Source organism: Mycobacterium sp. 852002-51057_SCH5723018, assembly GCF_001667035.1.
Classification (GTDB): domain Bacteria; phylum Actinomycetota; class Actinomycetes; order Mycobacteriales; family Mycobacteriaceae; genus Mycobacterium.
The window spans coordinates 84,450-108,764 of sequence record NZ_LZIR01000040.1 but is presented as its reverse complement, the minus strand read 5'-3'; the positions used below and the strand labels follow the sequence as shown (position 1 = coordinate 108,764).

The following is a 24,315-nucleotide window of genomic DNA, read 5'->3' as shown; positions in this document are numbered from 1 at the left end:
TCGAATCCTGGATCGAAATTGTGGGCAAAATGTGGCCACGGCATGGGCACGTCGCAGTTCGGTCAAGCCGCAGACCGGGGTCCGGTCGACAGACCCGTCAGCGGCCTAGGCGACTGACCTGCGCTTTTAGAAGTCCCAGTCCTCGTCTTCGGTGTTGACGGCCTTGCCGATCACGTACGACGACCCGGAGCCGGAGAAGAAGTCGTGGTTCTCGTCGGCGTTGGGTGACAGCGCCGACAGGATGGCGGGGTTGACGTCGGTCTCGTCGCGCGGGAACAGCGCCTCGTAGCCGAGGTTCATCAGCGCCTTGTTGGCGTTGTAGCGCAGGAACTTCTTGACGTCCTCGGTCAGGCCGACCTGGTCGTAGAGGTCCTGGGTGTACTCCACCTCGTTGTCGTAGAGCTCGAAGAGCAGCTCGTAGGTGTAGTCCTTCAGCTCGGCGCGCTTGGTGTCGTCGACCAGGGCCAGCCCGCGCTGGAACTTGTAGCCGATGTAGTAGCCGTGCACGGCCTCGTCGCGGATGATCAGCCGGATCATGTCGGCGGTGTTGGTCAGCTTGGCCCGGCTCGACCAGTACATCGGCAGGTAGAACCCGGAGTAGAAGAGGAAGCTTTCCAGCAGCGTGGAGGCCACCTTGCGCTTGAGCGGCTCGTCGCCGCGGTAGTACTCCATCACGATCTCGGCTTTGCGCTGCAGGTTGACGTTCTCCTCCGACCAGCGGAAGGCGTCGTCGATCTCGGCCGTCGAGCACAGCGTGGAAAAGATCGAGCTGTAGCTCTTGGCGTGCACCGACTCCATGAACGCGATGTTGGTGTAGACGGCCTGTTCGTGCGGTGTCAGCGCGTCGGGGATCAGGCTGACCGCTCCGACCGTGCCCTGGATGGTGTCCAGCAACGTCAGCCCGGTGAAGACGCGCATCGTCAGCTGCTTCTCGTTGGCGGTCAGCGTCCCCCACGACGGGATGTCATTGGACACCGGCACCTTCTCGGGCAGCCAGAAGTTTCCGGTCAGGCGATCCCAGACCTCGGCGTCCTTGTCGTCTTGCAGCCGGTTCCAGTTGATCGCCGAAGCGCGGTCGATCAGCTTCATGTTTTCGGTCACCAGAACCCCACTTCACCAGACGTTTTGCTGCGGCACTTCAGACTTCAGACACTACCCCTGGGGTACGACAAGGCGGCTCAACACAAGAGCTTGTGTTTGCGTGTCGCACCGGCCAGCTTCGCCGAGCGTGTACCCACTGCGAAAAACCGGCGGAAATTTCGCAGTGCGTGCACGTTCGGCGCGCCAGATGGCAATGCGGCGCACCGCTAGTCCAGTCCGGTGTTGCGCAGGGTGTGGGTGAGGCCGTCTTCCAGCGCGCTCAGCGCCATGTCGGTCAGCCGACCCAGCTCGTCGATGTCGTGCTCGTCTCCGGCCATCCACGCCTCCAGCGCGACGAACACCGCGGTAGCCAGGCTGTGCGCCGCGATGTCGGCGATCATCGCCCCGTCGGCGGTGGGCGCCGATCGTTCGTGGATGAAGCGCCCGATCTCGTCGGCCACCTGATCGCGCATCCGTCGAATGTGGTTGGTGATGATCTCCTGATCGAGATCGCGCGAACGGATGGTCGCGGCCTCGCGGACCATCCGGAAGTCAAAGGGAAACGCGTCCACCGCCTTGCGCACCGACTGGGTGATGGGCTCCCCATGCGGGCGCAGCGCCAGGGCGCGGGCGAACCATTCGAAGCCGATGTCGTAGTCGGCGAAGAGCACCGCGTGCTTCGACGGGAAGTGGCGGTAGAAGGTCCGCTCGGTCACCCCGACGTCGGCGGCGATGTCGGCGACGCTGGTCTGGTGCACGCCGTGGGCGACGAAGCGCTTCATCGCCGCCTGTTGTAGCGCCTGACGCGTGCGCTGGCTACGCGATTCCACGGTGCCAGCATGCCACGAAATGTCACCATTGACGCAAATATGTCAGGTGTGACATTGTGCCTTCAGCCGAGGGATCACACTTCAAGGAGTCACCATGGCCGACTACGACGCGATCGTCATCGGGGCTGGCCACAACGGCTTGGTCGCCGCCAATGTGCTGGCCAAGGGCGGCGCGAAAGTCCTTGTGCTGGAACGGGCCAACTTTCTGGGCGGGATGGCCGCTACCCGCGAGCTGTTCGACGGCTACAAGCACAGCGTGGGCGCCTGGGCGGTGCTGATCTGGCGGCGGGAGATGACCGAACGCCTGGAGCTGACCAAGTGGGGCTTCGAGCTGATGGACCAGTGGACGTCGACGTGCACGTTCGGCCCCGGCACTGGGGCCGCGGACACGCCGTTCGTGATGTACAACGACCTCGAACGCATGACGCGCCACCTGCTCGACGACCACGGGCCCGACGTGGCGGCGGCCCTCGGCGGCCTGTTCGCCCACATCGGCCGGTTCGCACCGTATTTCGTCGATTCGGCGTTCGGTCCCCCGCTGGACGTCATCGAGGTGATCGCCGCGCAGCCCACGCCCGCCGACCGGCACGACTTCGCCCAGATGTGGTACGGCAGCACGATGGACACCGTGCGCCGCTTCCTGGCGCCTGAGCAGGCCCGCTGCATCCAGGGCTCGCTGGCCGCGATGTCGATCGACGCCTTCGACGGCGGCCCGTGGACCCCCGGCTCCAACGCTTCGACGCTGTACCACTACCTGATCGGCGGCGGCAACGTCGAATACATCATGCCGCGTGGCGGCATCGGCTCGCTGAGCGCCGCGCTGTGCCGCCGCGCCGAATCGTTGGGTGCCGAGGTGCGGCTCAAGCAGCACGTCAAGCAGATCCTGGTCGCCGACGGCCGCGCCGTTGGGATTGAATTGCGCGACGGCACAACGATTTCCGGCGACGCCGTGCTGTCGTCGCTCGACCCGTACACCACCTTTGTGAATCTGGCCGGCGCACAGTATTTTCCGCCCGATTACATTCGCAAGGTCAAGGAGATCAACTTCAACCTGGGATACATCCAGGCCCACCTGACCATCGACCAAGCGCCTCAATGGATCGAGCGGCTGCAACCCTTCATGCTCGACAACGGGCAGTGGTGCCCCACCGTCGCCTACGCGCCGTCACCGGAATACATCAGCGACGCGTGGGAGCAATACCGCAAGGGACAGCTGCCCGACGCTCCGCCCACCTATCTGTACATCCCCAGCATGGTCGACTCGTCGCTGGCGCCCGAGGGCAAGCACAGCGCAACGATCTTCACGCCGTACTTCCCGACCGGGCTGGACGCCGACGAAAACCGCAGCTGGAAAGAGCAATACGCCGACACCTGCGTGCAGATCTTCGACACCTTCGCGCCCGGGTTCGCCGACTCCGTGACGAACCGGGTGGTGTTCTCCAACCGCTACTTCGGCAGCACGTTCAGCGCCCACGCGGGCGACTACTCGCACGGCCTGCTGCAGCCCAACCAGCTGTGGACGGGGCGCGTCGTGGAGGGCGAAGACAAGTTCGCCACCCCATTGGACGGGCTTTACCTGTGCGGCCAGTGCACCCACCCCGGGCCGGGCGTGACCGGAATCCCCGGCTGGAACGGCGCCGAGGCGGCCCTCAAGCGCCTGAATGCCCGGGTCCCTTAGCCTTTCGCAGCCGGCAACAGCGAGATCAGCGTGTCGACGAGTTCCTCGGCGTTGGTGTGCCACTTGTCCAGATCCAGGTGGCCGCTCAGGTCCAGACCCGTGATGCCGTGGGCGCTGGTCAAAAGGAGCGCCCCATAGCGGCGCGCCCGCTGAGGACCGACAAGGCGGCCCATGAGTTCGAGAAACAGGTCCTGCGCGCGTTCGGCCGCCTGCCTCGCCGCGGCCGGGTCACCCGCCGGCGGGGTGAACATCAGGCGGTATAAGTGGGGCCGGCTGCGGCCGATGGCGATCAGCGATAGCAGGGCGGACCGCAACGACTCCTCGGGTGGTTCGCCGCTGGCCGCCAACACCTCGAGCGCGTCGCCCAGCTCGCTCAGGGCGTTGGTGGCCAGGACCGCGAGCAGAGCGTCCTTGTCGGCGAAGTGGCGATACGCCGCCGAGCGCGAGACGCCACTGCGAGCGCCCACCTCGCGCAGCGTCACGGCCTCGACTCCGCCCAGGTCCAGCAAGACCTCCGCCGCCTCGAGCAGCGAACGGCGTGTCGCCGCCGCACTCTCCGCTCGTGTCGTCACCCGCCGAGCATAAGCCGGTACTTGAGTTGACACCGTCAACTCAACTGCTAGTTTGAGATGACAACGTCAACTTAGATACTTTCCACCGGGATGGAGACCGCCATGAGTTCCTCGAATCGCGCCGACCGTCACGAGCTGCTGGTCGTGACCGGAGCCTCGACAGGCATGGGCGCGGCCACGGCAAGAGAACTGGCCCGCAAGGGTTTTCACGTGCTTGCCGGGGTGCGCCGCGAGGCCGACGCCGATGCGCTGCGCGCCGAACGAATCGAGCCACACATCCTCGACATCACGGTCGAATCGGACGTCGCCGCGATCGCCGACCGGGTGGCCGGCGATCCGCAGCGGCGGCCCCTGCGCGCGCTGATCAACAACGCGGGGATCGCGGTCAATGCGCCGGTGGAAGCGCTGCCGATTGCCGAGTGGCGCAAGCAGTTCGAGGTCAACCTGTTCGGCCAGGTCGCCATGATCCAGGCCCTCATGCCCGCCTTGCTCATCAGCTCCGGCACCGTGGTGAACATCAGCTCCGTCGGCGGGAAGGTGGTCTTGCCGACTTATGGCGCGTACGCCGGTTCGAAGTTCGCGCTCGAGGCGGTCAGTGACGCGCTGCGCCGCGAGGTCGGCGGTGTCGGAATCAAGGTCGTCGTGGTCGAACCGGGCGCAGTCAAGACCGAGATGGCGGCGCGCGGAATCGCCGCCGCGGAAAGACTGCAGGCAGACATGACCGCCGTCCAACTCGCACGCTACGACGACCTCGCCGCGGCCGTCACCGCACAAGCCCGATCGTTCAACGACACCGGCGTCTCGGCCGAACACGCCGCGAAGGTGATCGCCAAGGCCGCGACCGCGTCTCGTCCCCGGACTCGCTACACCATCGGACGCGACGCCGCGATCCTCGTGCGGATCAGCCGCGTCGTCTCCGACCGGGTTCTGGACCGCATCGTCCGGCTGGAGCTTCGGCGTTTTGGTGAGAGCTCGGGGTCACGCCAACAGCTCTGCGCCCCAACAGCTTCGGTCGCCACCTAATAGCCTAACCTCGCGCTCACCGACGAGCGCGGCCGCTGGCCTCGAACCGGGAGCGGGTCGCCACGACGTAGTCCTCCACCGTGGTGGGCTTGACTCCGCCGATCACCTCGACGAGGTTGTTGACCCCGGCGAAGACACCCTCGCGGTAGTCCTGTGCCACGTTGCTGATGTGCTGCACGAAATGCGCCGAGGCGCCGGCGGTGGTCAGACCGGCCGCAAAGGTGGGAATGTCGATCGGCTCGTAGCGCACCGGGATGCCCAGCGTGTGTTGGACTTTCGCGGCGATTTCATGCCAGTTGAGTTCTTCGGCGCCGAACAGCGGGTAGATCTGGCGGTCGTGCGGTTCGGGGTTTTGCAGGATCGCGGCGATGACATGGGCTTGATCGGCGGCATCGATGGGGGCGTGGCGGGCGTCGGCGAAGGGCAGCCGATACAGGCCTTCGCCGTTCTGGCGGATCCAGAACATGTTCATGAAGAACGTGAAGAAGGTGGGCCGCAGGTGGGTGGTGATCAGCGCGCTGCGGTCCAGCAGCCGTTCGGCAAGCCAATGGTGGCGCGCCGCATTGCTTTTGGCTTCCCGACTGGCCGAGATCTGTGACATATTGACCACCGCATGAACGCCGGCCTCGCTGGCGGCCTGAACGAAATTCGCGGTGGCCTCCAGCAAGCCGGGTGCGACAGGGTAGTTGAAGTAGGCCGCCCTCACTCCGGCCGCCGCGGCGCTGACCGTCGGGAAGTCGAGCAGATCGCCCTGCACGACTTCGGCGCCCAGTTCACGCAACCGCTCCGCGCGTTCATCCTCGCTGTGTACCAACGCGCGGACGCGAAGGCCGCGTTCACGCAACAACCGGACCGTATGCGCGCCGGTGTTGCCGGTGGCGCCGGTGATCAGGAACAACTCGTTGCCGCCGCTCATCTTGTCGCCTTTCTCGCGGAGAAACCGCTGGCAAAGACGCACGGCGAGGGTGAGGAATTCCCGATTACGAGTCGGCACCCTGGCCCGCTTGACCCTGGTAGTGACAGGACCAGGCTCGGTGCAGTTCTGTGGAGGCGCTTAGGCCTAACCGGCGCGGCTCAGGCCCTTTTGACGGCCCTTTTGACCGCGCGTAGGACCTACGCCGAAGAATTGATACTCCTCGGGCTTGACCGATCGGGTCGCCCGCCAGTATTCCCACGTGTAGCCGCCCCAGAGCACGGTGTTCCTGCCGTGTTCGTCGAGATACCAGCTGCTGCAGCCGCCGCTGTTCCACACGGAGCCGGCCAACCTGGTTTGCAGTTCGTCATTGAAGCGGTCCTGCGCGGCGCGCGTCGGGGCGAGCGCCTGGGCGCCCAGCTTGTCGCACTTCTTGATCGCGTCGGCGACGTAGCGGATCTGGGATTCGATCATGAACACCACCGAGTTGTGGCCCAGCCCGGTGTTGGGTCCCAGCAGAAAGAACAGGTTGGGCACGTCGGCGACGGTGATGCCGCGGTGGGCGCCGATGCCCTCCCGGTTCCAGCGGTCCACCAGGTCCTCGCCGTGCAGTCCCTTGATTTGGACGTAGGTGTAGGAGTCGGTGACGTGGAAGCCGGTGCCGTACACGATCACGTCGACCGGACGTTCGGTGCCGTCTGCGGTGACGATTCCGTCGCGGGTGATGCGGGCGATGTGGTCGGTGATCAACTTGGTCTTGGGATCGGCGACCGCTCCGTAGTACGTCGAGGAGTTCAGGATTCGCTTGCAACCGATGCGGTACTTAGGGGTCAGCTTGCGGCGCAGCTCGCGATCTTTCACCGAGCGGCGGATGTTGTACTTGGCGTAGGCCTCGATGACCCTCAGCGCGTTCGGCCGCTTGGTCATTCCAAACGCCAAAGCCTCTTGGGCCCAATAGATGCCGAGGCGCACCAACGCCCGCATGCCGGGGACGCTTGCCATGGCCTGCCGCAGCGCCGGCGGGAAATCGGGGTTGGAACGCGGCACCACCCACGGCGGGGTGCGTTGGTAGAGCTGAAGTTCGGCGACCTGCCCGACGATTTCCGGCACGATCTGGATCGCGCTGGCACCGGTGCCGATCACGGCCACCCGCTTGCCGGTGAGGTCCACGCTGTGGTCCCACTCCGCGGAATGGAATGCGGGGCCGGCGAATTCGTCACGGCCCTCGAAGTCGGGGATGGACGGGATGTGCAGGGCGCCGGCCCCCGAGATCAGGAACTGACCGACGTATTCCCGTCCCTCACTGGTGAATACGTGCCACCGGTTTTCGTCCTCGTCCCAGTGGCCGCGGTCGACCAGGGAGTTGAACTCGATGTAGCGGCGCAGCCCGTATTTCTCGGTGACCCCCTTGAGGTAGTCCCAGATTTCGGGCTGATAGGAGAACGGGTTCCTCCAGTCCGGCTTGGGCTCGAACGAGAACGAGTACAGGTGCGAGGGGATGTCGCACGCGCAGCCGGGGTAGCTGTTGTCCCGCCAGGTGCCGCCGACGTCGTCGGCCTTCTCCAGAATGACGAAGTCCACACCCTGCTTTTGCAGCTCGATCGCCATGCCGAGGCCGGAGAACCCGGTCCCGATGATGATGGCGCGGGTATGCACGGGCTCCTGCGCCTGCGGTGTCGCCGTCAGCTCGGCACTGGTCATTGTGCGATCCTTCCTGGGAACGCCGGTACCGGATACTTGGTCAACTTCAGTCTGTCCGGCGGGCGCAGGGCTGTCAACGCGGACCGATCGATCGCCGCTGTTCAGCGACCCTCGGTCAACAAGGCGATTGACCGGCGCAGCTGTTGCTCGGGCGGAGCGGGCGGCAGCGGCACCTCGGGCCGGGCACGGAACGCGTCGACCATCAGCGCCGCAAAACGGCGCCACGCATTCGGGGCCGACGTGCCGGTGGCGCGGAGCACACCGGCGTTGGCCAGCAGCATCACGACAATGTCCGCGACCACCACGTCGGACCGCAGACTGCCCTCGGCTTGTGCGCGTCCGATCAGCACCTTGACCTTTTCGACCGTCTCATTGATGCGCTGCTCCACAACACTGCTGGCGGGAAACGCCGTCGTCAACAGGTCGCGCAGCCCGGCGTCCCCGGCCTGCAACTCACACAACTCGAAGACCAACGTCGAAAATCCCTCCCACGCCTGGTGATTGGCCACCGCGCGATCCACCGTCCGGGTGTAGCGGGAGATGTTGCGCTCGAACGCGGCAGCCGCCAGATCGGCGCGGGTCGGGAAGCGCCGGTAAAGCGTGGCCACTCCCACCCCGGCGCGCATGGCGATCTCCTCCAGCGGAACGGAGAGCCCGCGCTCGGCGAACAATTCGGCGGCCGCCGTCAGGATCTTGTCCCGGTTGAGTTTCGCGTCGGCACGAAGTGGCCTGGCTCCCTTTACGCGCGGCGTTGCGCTTGAAATCACAGGTCGAGCATACCGGCACAACTGGAGGATGCCATCCACTTCCGCCTATCTTCGAAAGTAGTAAGCGGTAGCGACCCTCCACATACGAATCGAGCAAACACATGTCCATTGCATCGACTGCCCCGGAACTGGCAGAGCTGCACCGGCATCGGGCAGCGAGCCACCGCGGGATACGGGGCAACCCCTGGTGGACACTGGCCGCCGTTTCCGTCGGCGTCATCATGGTCGGCCTCGACGCGTCGGTCGTGGCCATCGCCAATCCCCGTATTGCCCTGGATCTGCGCGCGTCGCTGTCAGACCTGCAGTGGATCACCGACGCCTACATGCTGGCGTTGGCGTCGCTGCTGGTCTTCGGCGGAAAGCTTGCCGACGGGTTCGGCCGGCGACGAGCGTTCTTCATCGGGGTGATCGGTTTCGCCGCGACGTCAGTGGGCATCGGCCTGATCGGGACGGTTGGCGGCGTCATCACGCTGCGCGCCGTACAGGGCGTCTTCGGAGCGCTGTTGATGCCGAGCACGCTGGCCATCGTCCGTGCCACCTTTCCGCCCCAGAAGCTCAACACCGCCGTGGGCATCTGGGCCGGCGCATCGGGTGTGTCGATTGCAGCCGGCCCCATCGTGGGTGGTCTGCTCGTCGAGCACGTCAGCTGGCAATCGGTCTTCTACATCAACGCGCCGATCGCAGCGGTGGCCCTGCTGATCGGCGGACTGGCGATCGTCGAGAGCCGCAGCGTGGCCGGCCACCGTCTCGATGTCCCGGGCATTACGACGCTGTCCGGGGGGCTGTTCCTGATCGTCTTCGGCTTGATCAAGGCGCAGAACTGGGGCTGGCTGGCGGGCCGGACGCTCGGGCTGCTGCTGGCCGGCCTGGCGGTGTTGGCGGTGTTCGTCCTCATCGAAATGCGTGCCGCTGAACCGCTGCTGCCGATGCGGCTGTTCGCCAACCGGTCGCTGTCGATCGGCACCGCGGTGGTCGTCATCGACTTCTTTGCGCTGTTCGGCGCCATCTTCTTCCTGTCGCTCTACCTGCAGAACGTGCTGGGCTTCAGCCCGGTGGAGACCGGTGTGCGCACGTTGCCGCTTAGCCTGACGCTGATGATCACGGCCCCGCTCAGCGGATTCCTTACCGAGAAGTTCGGACCACGACCGGCCATGGTCGTCGGGCTGGCTGCCGTCGCGGCCGCACTGTTTTCACTGGGCTTCCTGCACACCGACTCCGGCTACCAGGCGCTCTGGCCCGGCTTCGTGCTGCTGGGGGCCGGTATCGGCTTGGTCCTGACCGCGAGTTCGGACGCCATCATCGGGAATGCCGACGTCGACGACGCGGGGTTGGCCGGTGGGTTGCAAAGCACTGCCGTACAGCTGGGCGGGGTGCTGGGCACCACCATTCTCGGGTCGGTGCTGTCCAGCCGTGTCGGTTCAGTTCTCTTCGACCAGCTCACCGGCGCGGGCGTTCCGGCCACGGTGGCCGCCAAGGTGACCGCCGCCAAAGAGCTTGTGGCTCAAGGCGTTAGCCCGACGGTCCCCGGCATGTCGGCCCCACTGGCGCACGCGGTGGCACAGGGCAGCCATAGCGCCTTCATGGTCGGGCTGCATGCCTCGATGGTCGTCGCAGCGGTCGCAGCCGCCGTCGGCGCGGTGCTGGCCCTGTTCGTGGGTCGGGGCAAAAACTCCGGCAGCTCATAGCAGTCCGGCGAGACAATCCGGCCATCCGTCGTGGCCGGTCGTCAACGCCGCGGCCAGGTCAGATGGCGGCGGAGTTGATGGGGACGACACTGTGAATCGGCTGGTCGGGGTCCATGGACAAGCCGAGCGCCTCAGCGGTGCCGACGATGACACCCATCATGATCGTCGTCAGGTGGGCGACGAACTGCTCGCGCGGCATGCGCCGCGGGCTCCCCGGGTCGGGCCCCAACCACCACTCGGTGGCCGACGCGGCCGACCCGAAGGCAGCGTGGCCGGCGAGTTCGAAGGCCGCGTGGTCGAGCTCCATCTCGCGCAGCTCATTGTCGAACATGTCGGCCATGGCCAACGTGATGCCGCGGCCCTCGTTGAGGATCTGCACGGTCGACTGCGGGGTGGCCGAGGAGCGACTCTGGATGAAGACCCGCAGCACGTTGGGATGCTGGTCGACCAGGGTGACGTACTCCTCGACGCTGCGCCGGACGATCTCGCGGGCGGAGTCGGCCTGGAGGTCGATCGACGGGAAGATCGCCGCCCAGAACATGTCACGCAACCGTTCGCCGATCGCCTGGAACAGGTCGGACTTGTCCTGGAAGTGCCGGTAGATCTTCGGCTTGGCGGTGCCGGCCTCCTCGGCGATCTCACGCACGCTCAGCTCGGGGCCGAGGCGGTCGATGGCGCGGAACGCCGCATCGACGATTTCGCCGCGCACCTTCTTGCGGTGTTCACGCCAGCGTTCGCTGCGCGCGTCGACCTTGACCCCGGGCTTGACGCCGGGGTGGGGTCGCGAGGGTCGAGGCATTCTCACCACGTCAAGCACTGTACCCCGTAGGAGCCGCTGACCTGGGCAGACTGGCTATGCCGGGCGGCTGGGGCTCGGCGGCGTCACCTCGGGCCACGAAGCACCTCGCTCGGAGAGCGGCCGAATTCGCGCCGGTAGTCGGCTGCGAACCGGCCGAGATTGCCGAAGCCCCATCGGTATGCGACCGCCGCCACGGTCGTCCCTTCCTCGACGGATGAATGCCGCAGGTCGGCGTGCGCCCGCGCGAGACGGATCGACTTCAGGTATGCCATCGGAGTCGTGTCCAGGTGCTTACGAAAGGCTTCCTGCAGGGCGCGGGTGCCCAACCGCGCCGCGGCCGCGACGTCACTGATCCGGACATCCTCGGCCACAGCGTCCTCGAGGTACGCGATCGCACGACGCACGGCCGGCGGTCTGACGTCACCGCTCGAACCCGCCTTGGCCGCGTGAACGATCCCGGGATAGGCCTCGACGATGCTCGCCACCAGCATCCGTCGCATCTGTGCGGACACCAAGGCCCCCGACGCCAAGAGCCCGTTCGGTCCGGCATTCCGCAGCAGGATTTGCATCACCTTCGCAACCGCCACCGTTCCCGGCTTGGACGGCTGCCAGCTCAGCGGGAATCGGACCGCCGCGGGCTCGGTCGCGCCGGTGAACTCGGCTACAGCCGACTGGAATTCGGTATGGGGAATCCGCACATGGAAAAGGTTGCAGTTTTCCTCCCAGCGCAACCGATACGCGGTGTGCGCGTCCAACACCACGTGTTCGCCGGGCAGCAGGAGCCGTTCCCCGCTGTCGGCACGGGCCGCAAATCGTCCGCGGATCTGCTGGGACACGAGGACGAAATCTCTGAACGTCGACGACTCCAGCAATGTGGTAGCAGCCCCATACGACAGCGAGTACACGCCCAGGCCGCGGGTGCCTCCCTCGGCGTGCCGCGCTCGGAACGCCGACAAGCTGCCCCTGACGGTGAGGCGGTGGGGACAGTAGACGGACCCGATTTGGGTTCGCGCGTCCTCCGGATCTGAGGTATCGGTCCGGATCCGCAGACCGTCGATCATGAGCCGGTGGCCCGTAGGTCGGCTCCCAGTCTCTCGGGCAAACGAAGTCCGAGCTTCATGGGATTGCGACGATGGCTGAAGCCGGCGGCCTGGACCGCGGACGATGACGTCGTTTTCCGCGGCATGCGGGTAACCGGCGGCGCGGTCACGGGCGGTAATCGCTTGCACAGCTGTGTCACCCCCAATCAAGCTCCTCGTTTGGACGAGGTGATCAAGTCTGCACGGGTGCTGGGCCGTTCACCCACGGCAATTGCGCCGTTCTCTCCACGAAATGCGACACGTTGGTGGTGGCTTCAACGAACATCCGCATACTCGACCGGCGCAACGTGCCGTCCGGCGGTCGCGCGCGGTGGTCTGGACCGGATCAGTCGGGGCCACCAGAAGAATGGCCCGAGCAGCCGGGCGAGGGCGGGGGTGATGAACGAGCGCACGATGAGTGTGTCGAGCAGAAGACCGATGCCGATCGTGGAGCCCATTTCGCCGACCGAGACCAATTTCCCGGAAACCATTGCCATCATGGTGACGGCGAAGACCATGCCGGCGGTGGTGACCACTTTGCCGGAATTGGCGACCGCTCTGATCAGACCGGTGTTCAGACCCGCCTTGCTTTCTTCGAGGTAACGGGCGATGAGCAGCAGATTGTAGTCCGACCCCACCGCCACCAGGATGATGAACGTGAGCGGCAGTCCTAGCCAGCTGATCGGGATGCCGAGCAGGTGCTGCCAGATCAGCACCGACAGGCCAAACGCTCCCGAATACGAGAAGGCCACGGTTCCGATGATGACCAACGCCGCGATCATGCTCCTGGTGATGAGCAGCATCACCAGGAAGATCAACGCGAATGCCGCTGTGGCCGCAATGATCAGGTCTGTTTGGGCCGCGTCCTGGATGTCCCAGTAGGTTGTCGCGGCGCCGCCGAGATAGACGCGCGCCCCGCCGAGCGTGGTGCCTTTCAACGCCTCCTTGGCGGCGGGCAGATAGGTCTGGTCGTGATGGATGCCCTCGGCAGTGAGTGCTTCACCGTCGTGGTAGATCATGTATCGGGCGGCTTTGCCGTCCGGGGACATGAAAAATCTCAGGTCGATGTGAAACGAAGGATTTCCGAACGCATCTGGTGGTAGATAGAAGAACTCGTCGTTCTTCGAACTGTCGAATGCGTAGCCCAGATCCATCATCTGACGGCTCAGCTCGTCCAATTGGGCCAACTGGGGTTCTATCGTGCTGTGCTCGGCCAGGACGACCCGGTGGAGTTCGGCGAGCTGGTCAACGTTGCGGCCGAGGAGGTCGACCAGTTGTGGTGTCACCGCGTCCTGAATCATCGCCGCTTTCAGACTCTTGTCCATCTGCTCATCGAGCTGGTCGACCTTGTCTGTCGCGTCGAACAGCGAACGCAGCGACCAGCAGAGCGGGATGTCGAAACAGTGCTTCTCCCAGTAGAAGTAGCTTCGGATCGGGCGCCAGACATCGTCGAAGTCGGCGATGTTGTCCCGCATCGAATCGGTGACGTCTTTCATGCCTTGGGCTGCGTCGGCGGCGAGATGAGCCGCGCCGGCCTGTTGCGAAGTCAATTCCTGCTGATGACGCATCAGGGCAGTCATGCGGTCGGTGATGTCGGCGATCGCGGTGAGCCGGCTGTTGACGTCGGTGAGGAACGGCAGGAGTTCTTTGATCTTCGTTCCCATCGTGCCGATGGTGTAGGTGAACGACGAATGCTCGAGTGGAGTCCCCAACGGTCGGGTGACGCTTTGGACCAATCCCACGCCCGGAGTGTGAAATATGGTGCGTGCCACCCGGTCCAGCGCGATCATATCGGTGCTGTTGCGCATGTCGTGATCGGATTCGACCATGAGCATGTCGCCGTTCAGCCTGCTGACCGGAAAGTGCCTGTCGCTTGCGGCATATCCCAGCTTCGACGGGCTGTCATCGGAAATGTAGATCCGGTCGTCGTAGTTGGGATGGTAGGTGGGAAGCGTGAGCGACCCGACGAGCACCACCACGCAACTTGCCAGCAGGACCCGGCCGGGCCACCGAACGGTTAGCGTGCCGACTTTGCGCCAGATTCCCACTCCGCCTTGACGTCTCGGCTCGAAGACCCCGAAGCGGCTGCCCAACGCCAGCACGGCCGGGCCGAAGGTCAGGGCGGCCCCGACCGCGGTGAGCATAGCCACGGCACAAGGGATCCCACAGGTATTGAAGTAGTTGAGTCGGGTGAATTTGAGGCAGAACGTTGCGCCGGCGACCGCGAGACCGGATCCGAGGATGACGTGAGACACGCCGTTCACGGCGGAATAGTAAGCGGTTTCCCGGTCTTCGCCCGCGTGGCGTGCTTCGTGGTAGCGGCCGATCAAAAAGATCGCGTAATCGGTGCCCGCGCCGAGGATCAGAGAGACCAGGAGATTCGACGCGAACTCGGATAGCCCGATGAGCTTGTGGAAGGCGAGCAAGGCGACGATGCCCCGCCCGCAGTTCAATTCGAGCATCACCATGAACAGGACGAGGAGCGCGGTTTTGATCGACCGATAGACGATCAGCAGCATCACCGTGATGAGGACGATGGTGACGAACATGATCGTGATCAGGCTCTCGTTACCGGCCTGAAGCATGTCCGCGGACAGCGGTGCCGAACCCGAGACAAAGACCTTCAGCCCGGGCGGGGTTTTGGTCTGCGAGACCAAGTCTCGCACCGCCTTGATCGATTCGTCCGATAACGCGGAGCCGAGATTGCCGGCGATCCGGACCAGCGTGTAGGACGCTTTGCCGTCATTGCTTTGCACCCCGGCGGCGGTGGTTCCCTGGCCCCACAGGTTCATCACATATTGAACGTGCTTGTCGCGCTGTAGTTTTGCGACCAAATCGTCGTAGAACGAGTGGTCGGCTTCGTTCAGCCTGTGGTCGCCCTCCAAGACGACCATCACCAGGCTGTTGCTGTCGGACTCTTTGAACACCTGCCCGATGTGGATGAGCGCTTGTGACGATGGCGCGTCGACCGGGACCAATGGACCCCGGCCGGCCTCGGTAACGGGTTCTAGCTGCGGAACGATCACGTTGAGCACGACCATCAGCGCGATCCACGCGAGGACCACGGGCACGGCGAACTTGCGCATGGTCCTCGCAACGAACGGCTTGCGCACAGTGGTGGCGTCGTGGTTCATGCGGACAGGACCTGGCACCAGACACCGGCGTGCTCGCCCGTTGCCGTGTGTTCGGAGCGCACCTGCCCGTCAACGGTGATGCGGCAGCCGATGTTTCCTCCCGCCACCTGCGCGGTGATGTCGGCGGTAGCCGTCGTCAATACCGTGACCTCCGTGTGTGTCCAGGGCAACGCCGCGACGTCGACCGCGATCGCATGAGAGTTCACGTCCCAGTAACTGACCCTCCCCCACCCCGCCAAATCACCGAAGATCTCGTATTCGATGCGTTTGGGATTGAACTGAGCTATCGAGAATTTGTTCCCCGGGCTCCGAGTTCGGTCCTGGGAGCCGAAGATGCCGTGAGCGTCTTCGATGGTGAAACCCGCCACGACGGCCACGACAGACACGACTGTCGGGAGCCAAAGCCGGCTGACCAGTCGACGATGTATGGAAACACTCATTATTGTTGCGGCCCTTACGCACCCGCGACCACGCGCGAGTGACCTCTGCTGGGATGATTGGCGAAAGTTGCGGCTGCCGCGTCGTCAATGCAGCCGAGGGCTAGCGTTCACGGGTAAAAGATAGAGGCACCGCAATTGTCGGTCTACCCGAATCACGCGGCCAACGGCCGGAAAGCGCGGCCTCGGCTACTCGCCCCGTGATCGGCGTCGATGCTCAGACGGCTGGCACCACGTTGGGGTTGAGGCGGAACATGTTGGTCGGGTCGTACGTCTTCTTGACACCGACCAGGCGCTCGTAGCACTCCGGGCCGTAGATCGCGACGGCGTCGGTCGCTTCTTCCGGAGCGAGGTTGTTCACCAGCCGCCGGTCGCCCTGCCATGGCGCCATGCCGTCGAGCAGCGCGGCGATCGACTCCTTGAGCCGCTGTTCCTCTGACAGCGGACCGACCTCGACGCCCAACAGGGCATAGGGCAGGCCTCTGGTCGCCACGGCGTTGGGCACCGCCGGCTCTCGGTCCCAGGCTCCGCCAAGGGCACGCAGTTCGGCGATCCACATGGTGGCGTCGGAGTCCGGACCGACAAGTTCGACAAGCTGGTCCTGCGCCTCCGCGGGAAACTCCCGCAACATGACACTGCGTTCGTAAAAGGGCAGTGGTTCGGTCGGCTCGTTGTGGATCGAAGCGACTGCGGCGTAGGGCATGTCCGCCACGGTGTCCAAGATTGCCGGTGCCGCTGCCCGTAGCGGCGCGATCATCCGTTCGCCATCCTCGGCCGTGCCGTCATAGGCGATCCGCAGAGCCACCGTGAACACGCCGCGAAGCGGTTCGGGTATTTCGGGCAGCGGCGGCAGCCGCAGCGCTGCGAAGGAAGAGGTCATGGTTTCCGGTGTGTTCGGGTGCCAGGCCGTCCAGGCGCGCAGCACGTCGGCCATCCGCTCTCCCGCGAAATAGATACCGCCGCCGTAGATCCGGGAAACCGGGAACAAAGTAAATTCCAGTGCCGTGACCACCCCGAAGTTGCCCTTACCGCCGCGCAATGCCCAGAACAGTTCGGGGTCGGATTCCGCGTCGACATGCCGGAATTCGCCGTCCGCGGTCACCACGTCGAGCGAGCGCACGTGGTCGGCGGCGTAGCCGTGGGAGCGGCCGAGGGTCGGGCTGATACCGCCACCCAGGGTGTAACCGGCGACTCCTACTGTGGGGCCCGACCCGTTCAAAGGTGCCAGCCCCACCTCGGCTGCCTTCTGGACAACCTCGGCCCATGTCGCTCCGGCGCCAACTCGGGCCGTGCGGCCGGCCGCGTCGATGTCGACGTCGTTCATCCGGTGCGTAGTGATCAGGACGGCACCCTGCGCCGTGCCAACCATCTGGTGGCCGGTGGCCTTCACCAGGACCGGGCGGCGCTGTTCCGCCGCGAAAGCAACGGCCGCCGCGACATCAATCGCACACTGCGCCACCACAATCACAGCGGGCTTGAGCTCGTGATTCAGGTTGAAGACGCCGCGTTCGTCGTCATATCCGGCGTCACCCGGCAGCAGAACCGAACCCGCCACCGCCATCTGCAGGGCTGCGGCAACCTCCGGCCGTACGGGCGGCAGAGACAGATCATCACAAATCACGGCGTGCATCCTCTTTTCGTAGAGCGAGACCGGGGCGGAGAATCAACAGAACGGGTCCCGGATGGGTTCGACCCCTGTACGGGCACCGCTGACCGGACACGACGGCCCGGCCAATGTCGATTACAAAGCTAGGGATAGCGATACCGCCGGTCTACCCACATAGCGCGGCCCTTGTCCGCAAAGCGCAGTCAGCTAGATGTCACGCCGCTTGGGATTCGACGGCGAACTGCCCAGGGCCGCAAGAGGTGCTGCGATCTCAGCCCGCGCGTCCTACAGCATGCAGGACACGCAGCCCTCGACCTCGGTGCCCTCCAGCGCCATCTGCCGCAACCGGATGTAGTACAGCGTCTTGATTCCCTTGCGCCAGGCGTAGATCTGCGCCTTGTTCACGTCGCGCGTGGTGGCGGTGTCCTTGAAGAACAGCGTCAGGCTCAAACCCTGGTCCACGTGCTGGGTGGCCGCGGCGTAGGTGTCGATGATCTTCTCGTAGCCGATCTCGTAGGCGTCCTGGTAGTACTCGAGGTTGTCGTTGGTCATGTAGGGCGCCGGGTAGTAGACCCGGCCGATCTTGCCTTCCTTGCGGATCTCGACCTTCGACACGATCGGGTGGATCGAGCTCGTCGAATGGTTGATGTAGGAGATCGACCCGGTCGGGGGCACCGCCTGCAGGTTCTGGTTGTAGATGCCGTGCGCTTGGACCGACTCCTTCAGCCGCTTCCAGTCGTCCTGGGTCGGAATCCGGATCCCCGCGTCGGCGAACAGCTGGCGCACCTTGTCGGTCGCCGGCTCCCACACCTGCTCGGTGTACTTGTCGAAGAACTCGCCGGACGCGTACTTGGACCGCTCGAAACCCTTGAAGTGCGTGCCGCGTTCGATCGCGATGCGGTTGGAGGCCCGCAGGGCGTGATACAGCACCGTGTAGAAGTAGATGTTGGTGAAGTCGACGCCTTCCTCGGAGCCGTAGAAGACGCCCTCGCGGGCCAGGTAGCCGTGCAGGTTCATCTGCCCCAGCCCGATGGCGTGAGAGTCGTTGTTGCCCTGCTCGATTGAGGGCACCGACGTGATGTGCGTCTGGTCGCTGACCGCGGTCAGCGCGCGGATCGCGACCTCGATGGTCTGCGCGAAGTCCGGCGAGTCCATCGCCTTGGCGATGTTGAGCGACCCCAGGTTGCACGAAATGTCCTTGCCCACTTTGGCATACGACAGGTCCTCGTTGAACTCGGACGGCGTGGAGACCTGCAGGATCTCCGAGCACAGGTTCGAGTGCGTGATCTTGCCCTCGATGGGATTGGCCCGGTTCACCGTGTCCTCGAACATGATGTAGGGGTAGCCGGACTCGAACTGCAGCTCGGCCAGCGTCTGGAAGAACTCCCGCGCCTTGATCTTCGTCTTGCGGATCCGCGCGTCGTCGACCATCTCGTAGTACTTCTCGGTCACCGAGATGTCGGCGAACGGGACGCCGTACACCCGTTCCACGTCGTACGGCGAGAACAGGTACATGTCCTCGTTCTTCTTGGCCAGCTCGAAGGTGATGTCGGGGATCACCACGCCCAGGCTCAGCGTCTTGATCCGGATCTTCTCGTCGGCGTTCTCGCGCTTGGTGTCCAGGAAGCGGTAGATGTCGGGGTGATGCGCGTGCAGGTACACCGCGCCGGCGCCCTGCCGGGCCCCCAGCTGATTGGCGTAGGAGAACGAGTCCTCCAGCAGCTTCATGATCGGGATGACGCCCGAGGACTGGTTCTCGATGTTCTTGATCGGCGCGCCGTGCTCGCGAATGTTGCTCAGCAGCAACGCGACTCCCCCGCCGCGCTTGGACAGCTGCAGCGCGGAGTTGATCGATCGCCCGATCGACTCCATGTTGTCCTCGATGCGCAGCAAAAAGCAGCTCACCGGCTCGCCGCGCTGCTTCTTGCCCGAGTTCAAAAACGTCGGCGTGGCCGGCTGGAACCGCCCGTCGATGATCTCGTCGACCAGCTTCTCGGCCAGCGCGGTGTCGCCCGCGGCCAGCGTCAACGACACCATGACCACGCGGTCCTCGAAGCGTTCCAGGTAGCGCTTCCCGTCGAAGGTCTTCAGCGTGTAGGAGGTGTAGTACTTGAACGCGCCGAGAAACGTCGGGAACCGGAACTTCTTCGCGTAGGCGCGGTCCAGCAGGGACTTGACGAAGTTGCGCGAGTACTGATCGAGAACCTCACGCTCGTAATAGTTCTCGCGGATCAGGTAGTCGAGCTTCTCGTCCTGGTTGTGGAAGAACACCGTGTTCTGGTTGACGTGCTGCAGGAAGTACTCGCGAGCCGCCAGCGCGTCCTTGTCGAACTGAATCTTGCCGTCGGCGTCGTACAGATTCAGCATCGCGTTCAGGGCGTGGTAGTCATGTTCGTCCGGCCCCCCAGCGAGATGGGAGTGCGTGCCGGCGGTTACAGGCTCTGCAGCGACGGTTGGTGGCACGTCTGTTCCTTCCAGAAGTCGGCAAGTCCCGCGCGGACGGCGTCCACATCGTCCGGGGTCCCCATCAATTCGAAGCGGTAAAGGTACGGGACGCCGCACTTGCGGGAGATGACGTTGCCCGCGTAAGCAAATTCGGCGCCGAAGTTGTTGTTGCCCGCGGCGATGACGCCGCGGATCAACGACCGGTTGTGCTCGTCGTTCAGAAAGGCGATGACCTGCTTAGGGACATAGCCCCCGGCGTTGAGATCCGGGGTGGGCCGCCCGCCGCCGTAGGTGGGCAGGATCAGGACGTAGGGGTCGTCGACCTCGATGCGGCCGTGCAGCGGTATCCGCGTGGCGGGAACACCCAGCTTCTGCACGAAGCGGTGGGTGTTCTCCGACACCGACGAGAAATAGACCAGTTGCGATCGCAAGCGCGGCGCACCCGGGCGCAGCGGGTCGCCGCTCATCCGACCTAGGCTGCGCCCCGGGGTATCCATGGCACCGCCCTCCCTTACCTAACGTCTGTCCTGCCTGTCGCCTAAGCGCTCAGCGCGGCGCCGGCGAGGGCCTTGATGCGGTCGGGCCGGAAGCCCGACCAGTGGTCGTTGCCGGCCACCACCACGGGGGCCTGCAGGTAGCCGAGCGCCATCACGTAGTCCCGCGACTCGGAGTCCACGGTGATGTCGACCTTCTCGTAGTCCAGACCCTGCTTGTCCAGAGCCTTGAAGGTGGCGCTGCACTGCACACATGCCGGCTTGGTGTACACGGTGATGCTCATGATGCCGCTCCTTTGCGGAAGGTCAACGTACTAGGGACTGGCAACTGCTTGGGTACTACGTCTGCGCTAGGTTCAGCGGCCCGTCATGGCCCCAGATTCCCGTCCTGCGGCCGTCGGGTCGAACGACCCGGCTGGCCCGGTTCCGGGAGGTTCGCCAAGCCAGCCGGGCTTGGCGAACCTGGGATCTGCCGGCCCTCGAAACACTACACCTAGTGGCTGACAAGATCCCGAGATACAACATCTTCTAAATAACAATTCTGAAATTCCCTGGTCGTAAGCGCTGTCGCGGAGAAACTTCGACGCGCGCCCGGCGTGTCGCAGATCACAGACTGGCCCGACGACGCCCATGGGCATTGGTATATCAGCGGCCACCGACATCGCCGGCGCCGGCGGCTCGCCCGCCCGCCGCTAGCAAAGCCGCCAGCACAAGCTGGCGGCTTTGGCTATCCGCGTGTGGCAACCGTGCTGATCGCCGGGGAGGGAGCTTGTTGGTTCCAACCAAATGAAGGCAAATTCAGCCGACTTCGGCGGCCAGCTTGCCCACCACGTCGCGGACGTTCTCGGATAGTTCGGAGTGCTCCGCCGGGGCCTTGCCCTCCAAGGTGCCGAACGGCACGGAGAGCTTGATCGACTCGATCACCCGGGCGCCCGCGATGCCGAACGACTTGCGGGTCTCGTCGTGCGCCCACACCCCGCCGTACCGCCCGAAGCCCCCGCCGATGACCGCCAATGGCTTGCCCTTCAGCGCGCCGTCGCCGAACGGGCGCGACAGCCAGTCGATCGCGTTTTTGATGACGGCCGGGATGCTGCCGTTGTACTCCGGGGTGACGACCAGGGCGGCATCCGCGTCGGCCGCCGCGCCACGCAGCGCGACCGCAGGGGCCAGCGGCGGGGCGTCGGCGTTCATCGCGTCGTCGATCTCCTCGTTGTAGAAGGGCAGCTCGTTGAGCCCTTCAAAGATCGTGACGGCGACGCCCTCGGGCGCGACGGCCCCTGCAAGCTCGGCGATCTGACGGTTGATCGACGCCGCGCGCAGGCTGCCCACTAGCGCCAAGATCTTGACCTCTGCCAATGTCCCGTTCCCTTCGGTTGTTGGTCTACATCCTCGCACGCCCAACCGGACCGTAGTCCAGTTTATTCCGGCGGCGTTAAAGTGCAGTGGTGAGCGGTGTCGAGCGGCTGAGCGAGTTGCACGTTTCCGTTCCCCAGGAGCGCGGGGACGCGGCGCGCAACCGCGCCCTGCTCCTGCAGGCCGCCCGAGACCTGGTCGCCGAACGCGGCGCCGACGCCGTCACCATGGACGACATCGCGGAGGCCGCGGGCGTCGGCAAGGGCACGCTGTTCCGCCGGTTCGGCAGCCGGGCCGCCCTGATGATGGTCCTGCTCGACGAGGACGAGCGGGCCAGCCAGCAGGCGTTCCTGTTCGGCCCGCCGCCGCTGGGGCCCGATGCGCCGCCGGTGGATCGGCTGGTGGCCTTCGGCCGGGAGCGGATCCGCTTCGTGCACACCCACCACGCGCTGCTGTCGGAGGCCGGCCGCGATCCGCAGCTGCGCTACGGTCCGCCGGCGACTGTGTTGCGCACGCATGTGCGGGTGCTGCTGTCCTCGGCGAACACCACCGGCAGCCTCGATTCCCAGACCGACGCCCTATTGGCCCTGCTAGACGCGGATTATGTGGAGCACAAGCTGAACAACGGCGGCCACACGCTGGAGACGTTGGGGGACGCGTGGGAGAGCCTGGCGCGCAAGCTGTGCGGGCGGTGACCGACTGGGTCCTGCACGTGGACCTCGACCAGTTTCTGGCCTCGGTCGAGCTGCGCCGCCACCCCGAGCTCGCGGGACTGCCGGTCATCGTCGGCGGCAGCGGCGACCCGACCGAACCGCGCAAGGTCGTCACCTGCGCCTCGTACGAGGCGCGCGAATTCGGCGTGCACGCGGGCATGCCGCTGCGCACGGCTGCCCGCCGCTGCCCCCCAGACTCCGGGGCCACCTTCCTCCCGTCGGATCCCGCCGCCTACGACGCGGCGTCCGACGAGGTGATGGCGTTGTTGCGCGACCTGGGACACCCCGTCGAGGTGTGGGGCTGGGACGAGGCCTACATCGGGTTCGCCGGCCAGGACCCCACCGAGCTGGCCGAACAGATCCGCACGGTCATCTCGTCGGAGACGGGCCTGTCGTGCTCGGTGGGCATCAGCGACAACAAGCAGCGGGCCAAGGTCGCCACCGGCTTCGCAAAACCGGCCGGCATCTTCACCCTCACCGACGGGAACTGGATGACCCTGATGGCCGACCGCCCGGTCGACGCCCTCTGGAGCGTGGGCCCGAAGACGGCGAAAAAGCTTGCATCCCTTGGGATCACGACGGTATGGCAGCTCGCCCACAGCGACGCGGAGCTGCTGACGGCCACCTTCGGTCCGCGCACCGGCCTGTGGCTGCTGCTGCTGGCCAAGGGCGGCGGCGACACGGGCGTCAGCGCCGAACCGTGGATTCCGCGCTCCCGCAGCCACGTCGTCACCTTTCCGCGCGACCTCACCGACCGCGCCGAAATGGACTCTGCCGTCACACAATTGGCCCGACAGGCACTCGACGACGTGCTGGCGTCGGGACGGATCGTCACCCGCGTGGCGGTCACGGTGCGCACCGCGACGTTCTACACCCGCACCAAGATCCGCAAGCTCGAGGCGCCCACCACCGACGCCGACACCATCATCGCCGCCGCCCTGCGCGTCCTGGACCTTTTCGAGCTGGACCGGCCGGTTCGGTTACTCGGCGTGCGACTCGAGTTGGTCATGCCGCGGTAGGGACGCCGGAGCTAGGCTCGATTGCCCGCCTCCTCCTCACGCCGCTTCACGGCCTGCATCGTCGGCGGGCTAGGCCCGATTGCCCGCCTCCTCCTCACGCCGCTTCACGGCCTGCATCGTCGGCGGGCTGGGGCGAAGCGCGCGCGTGAACACCATGTTGACCTGGCGCATCGCCACGCTGTAGGGCCACCACGCCAGCCGCTTGAACGCGTACAGCGCCCGGATGTCGGCCGACGTGTAGATCAGGTACCGGTTCTTTGCGACCCCGGCCAAAATCTTCTCGGCCGCCTTTTCCGCCGACACGGCATGTCCGCTGAAGCGGTCCACCCAGCGCGCGACCCGCGGGTCCTCGCGGTCCACGCCGGCGATCTCGACCGTGTTCACCAAGGGGGTGCGCACCGCGCCCGGCACCACGACCGACACCCCGATGCGGTGCCGGGCCAGATCGAAGCGCAGCACCTCGGAAAGGCCGCGCAACCCGAACTTGCTGGCGCTGTAGGCGGCATGCCACGGCAGCGCTACCAGCCCGGCCGCCGAGGACACGTTGACCAGGTGCCCACCGCGCCCGGCCGCCACCATCGCCGGCACGAACGTCTCGATTACGTGGATCGGACCCATCAGGTTGATCGCGATCATCTTGCTCCACTGCTCGTGGGTCAGCCGGTCGACGGTGCCCCACGCCGACACGCCTGCGATGTTCAGCACGACGTCCATCGCCGGATGGCGGGCGTGGATTTCGTCGGCGAATGCCGCCACCTGCTGGTAGTCGGCGATGTCCAACGCCCGGTGTTCGGGCACCCGCGCGCCCCGCTCGCGGGCGTCGGCCACGGTCAGCTCGAGACCCTCGGCATTGCGGTCGGTCAGATACAGTTCGGCGCCGTGGGTGGCCAGCCGCAGGGCCGTGGCCCGCCCGATGCCGCTGGCCGCGCCGGTGACCAGACACCGCTTCCCTGCGAAATACCGCTCAGCCGCCTGTCGCGCCATGGC

The 24,315-nt window shown here is 65.5% G+C and carries 21 protein-coding genes; 5 read left to right on the top strand and 16 right to left on the bottom strand.

Features of this window, described 5'->3' with window-relative positions:
* Positions 1-126 precede the first annotated feature (126 nt).
* Positions 127-1,101, bottom strand: coding sequence for a class 1b ribonucleoside-diphosphate reductase subunit beta (gene nrdF, locus A5764_RS09650; protein WP_197501269.1), 975 nt, complete (start codon positions 1,099-1,101; stop codon positions 127-129).
* Between the two features lie 206 nt (positions 1,102-1,307).
* Entirely contained in the window at positions 1,308-1,910 is a 603-nt protein-coding gene (locus A5764_RS09645; protein WP_067112187.1) for a TetR/AcrR family transcriptional regulator, read from the bottom strand.
* 94 nt (positions 1,911-2,004) lie between these two features.
* Here A5764_RS09645 and A5764_RS09640 point away from each other — a divergent pair, with 94 nt between their 5' ends.
* Positions 2,005-3,588 carry an NAD(P)/FAD-dependent oxidoreductase gene (locus tag A5764_RS09640; protein WP_067112184.1) on the top strand — a complete coding sequence of 528 codons (1,584 nt, stop codon included), beginning with the start codon at positions 2,005-2,007 and terminating at the stop codon, positions 3,586-3,588.
* Here A5764_RS09640 and A5764_RS09635 read toward each other — a convergent pair.
* On the bottom strand, positions 3,585-4,160 hold the full coding sequence (locus A5764_RS09635; RefSeq protein ID WP_067112181.1) for a TetR/AcrR family transcriptional regulator: 576 nt from the start codon (positions 4,158-4,160) through the stop codon (positions 3,585-3,587). The two genes, A5764_RS09640 and A5764_RS09635, sit on opposite strands and share 4 nt — an antisense overlap.
* Before the next feature lie 102 nt (positions 4,161-4,262).
* On the opposite strand from A5764_RS09635, the gene A5764_RS09630 reads away from it, so the two are divergent.
* The gene (locus A5764_RS09630) at positions 4,263-5,183 is read left to right on the top strand and encodes an SDR family NAD(P)-dependent oxidoreductase (protein ID WP_067112330.1); all 921 of its coding nucleotides are present in this window, start codon (positions 4,263-4,265) and stop codon (positions 5,181-5,183) included.
* A 16-nt stretch (positions 5,184-5,199) separates the two neighbouring features.
* On the opposite strand, the gene A5764_RS09625 is transcribed toward A5764_RS09630, so the two are convergent.
* From A5764_RS09625 to A5764_RS09615, 3 genes are all read right to left on the bottom strand, one after another.
* Positions 5,200-6,099, bottom strand: coding sequence for an NmrA family NAD(P)-binding protein (locus A5764_RS09625; protein ID WP_067112178.1), 900 nt, complete (start codon positions 6,097-6,099; stop codon positions 5,200-5,202).
* Between the two features lie 144 nt (positions 6,100-6,243).
* The gene (locus A5764_RS09620; RefSeq protein ID WP_067112175.1) at positions 6,244-7,797 is read right to left on the bottom strand and encodes an NAD(P)/FAD-dependent oxidoreductase; all 1,554 of its coding nucleotides are present in this window, start codon (positions 7,795-7,797) and stop codon (positions 6,244-6,246) included.
* A 101-nt stretch (positions 7,798-7,898) separates the two neighbouring features.
* Positions 7,899-8,564, bottom strand: coding sequence for a TetR/AcrR family transcriptional regulator (locus A5764_RS09615; protein ID WP_067112173.1), 666 nt, complete (start codon positions 8,562-8,564; stop codon positions 7,899-7,901).
* Positions 8,565-8,665: 101 nt separating this feature from the next.
* Here A5764_RS09615 and A5764_RS09610 point away from each other — a divergent pair, with 101 nt between their 5' ends.
* The gene (locus A5764_RS09610) at positions 8,666-10,249 is read left to right on the top strand and encodes an MFS transporter (RefSeq protein ID WP_067112170.1); all 1,584 of its coding nucleotides are present in this window, start codon (positions 8,666-8,668) and stop codon (positions 10,247-10,249) included.
* 58 nt (positions 10,250-10,307) lie between these two features.
* On the opposite strand, the gene A5764_RS09605 is transcribed toward A5764_RS09610, so the two are convergent.
* The 9 genes from A5764_RS09605 to A5764_RS09565 all read right to left on the bottom strand — a co-directional run bounded on the left by A5764_RS09605 (position 10,308) and on the right by A5764_RS09565 (position 21,638).
* Entirely contained in the window at positions 10,308-11,048 is a 741-nt protein-coding gene (locus tag A5764_RS09605; protein WP_067112167.1) for a TetR/AcrR family transcriptional regulator, read from the bottom strand.
* A gap of 83 nt (positions 11,049-11,131) precedes the next feature.
* On the bottom strand, positions 11,132-12,109 hold the full coding sequence (locus tag A5764_RS09600; RefSeq protein ID WP_067112164.1) for an AraC family transcriptional regulator: 978 nt from the start codon (positions 12,107-12,109) through the stop codon (positions 11,132-11,134).
* 293 nt (positions 12,110-12,402) lie between these two features.
* A complete protein-coding gene (locus A5764_RS09595) occupies positions 12,403-15,261 on the bottom strand; it encodes an RND family transporter (RefSeq protein ID WP_067112160.1) in 2,859 nt (952 codons plus the stop codon).
* The gene (locus A5764_RS09590; RefSeq protein WP_067112157.1) at positions 15,258-15,701 is read right to left on the bottom strand and encodes an MmpS family transport accessory protein; all 444 of its coding nucleotides are present in this window, start codon (positions 15,699-15,701) and stop codon (positions 15,258-15,260) included. The genes A5764_RS09595 and A5764_RS09590 overlap by 4 nt, the downstream gene beginning before the upstream one ends.
* Before the next feature lie 214 nt (positions 15,702-15,915).
* Positions 15,916-17,319, bottom strand: coding sequence for an FAD-binding oxidoreductase (locus A5764_RS09585; RefSeq protein WP_197501268.1), 1,404 nt, complete (start codon positions 17,317-17,319; stop codon positions 15,916-15,918).
* A gap of 270 nt (positions 17,320-17,589) precedes the next feature.
* Positions 17,590-19,767, bottom strand: a complete 2,178-nt coding sequence (nrdE, locus tag A5764_RS09580) for a class 1b ribonucleoside-diphosphate reductase subunit alpha (protein WP_082951613.1) — start codon at positions 19,765-19,767, stop codon at positions 17,590-17,592.
* The gene (nrdI, locus tag A5764_RS09575; RefSeq protein WP_067112148.1) at positions 19,737-20,216 is read right to left on the bottom strand and encodes a class Ib ribonucleoside-diphosphate reductase assembly flavoprotein NrdI; all 480 of its coding nucleotides are present in this window, start codon (positions 20,214-20,216) and stop codon (positions 19,737-19,739) included. The genes nrdE and nrdI overlap by 31 nt, the downstream gene beginning before the upstream one ends.
* Before the next feature lie 71 nt (positions 20,217-20,287).
* The gene (locus A5764_RS09570; RefSeq protein ID WP_067112145.1) at positions 20,288-20,527 is read right to left on the bottom strand and encodes a redoxin NrdH; all 240 of its coding nucleotides are present in this window, start codon (positions 20,525-20,527) and stop codon (positions 20,288-20,290) included.
* Between the two features lie 514 nt (positions 20,528-21,041).
* Positions 21,042-21,638, bottom strand: a complete 597-nt coding sequence (locus A5764_RS09565) for an NAD(P)H-dependent oxidoreductase (protein ID WP_369807296.1) — start codon at positions 21,636-21,638, stop codon at positions 21,042-21,044.
* Positions 21,639-21,688: 50 nt separating this feature from the next.
* On the opposite strand from A5764_RS09565, the gene A5764_RS09560 reads away from it, so the two are divergent.
* Positions 21,689-22,291 (top strand): TetR/AcrR family transcriptional regulator, encoded by a 603-nt coding sequence (locus A5764_RS09560; protein ID WP_067112321.1) that lies wholly within the window; start codon positions 21,689-21,691, stop codon positions 22,289-22,291.
* Positions 22,279-23,328 carry a DNA polymerase IV gene (locus tag A5764_RS09555; RefSeq protein ID WP_197501275.1) on the top strand — a complete coding sequence of 350 codons (1,050 nt, stop codon included), beginning with the start codon at positions 22,279-22,281 and terminating at the stop codon, positions 23,326-23,328. The genes A5764_RS09560 and A5764_RS09555 overlap by 13 nt, the downstream gene beginning before the upstream one ends.
* A 69-nt stretch (positions 23,329-23,397) precedes the next feature.
* Here the strand turns inward: A5764_RS09555 and A5764_RS09550 are convergent, their stop codons facing one another.
* Positions 23,398-24,312, bottom strand: a complete 915-nt coding sequence (locus A5764_RS09550) for an SDR family oxidoreductase (RefSeq protein ID WP_067112142.1) — start codon at positions 24,310-24,312, stop codon at positions 23,398-23,400.
* Between the last annotated feature and the right edge of the window lie 3 nt (positions 24,313-24,315).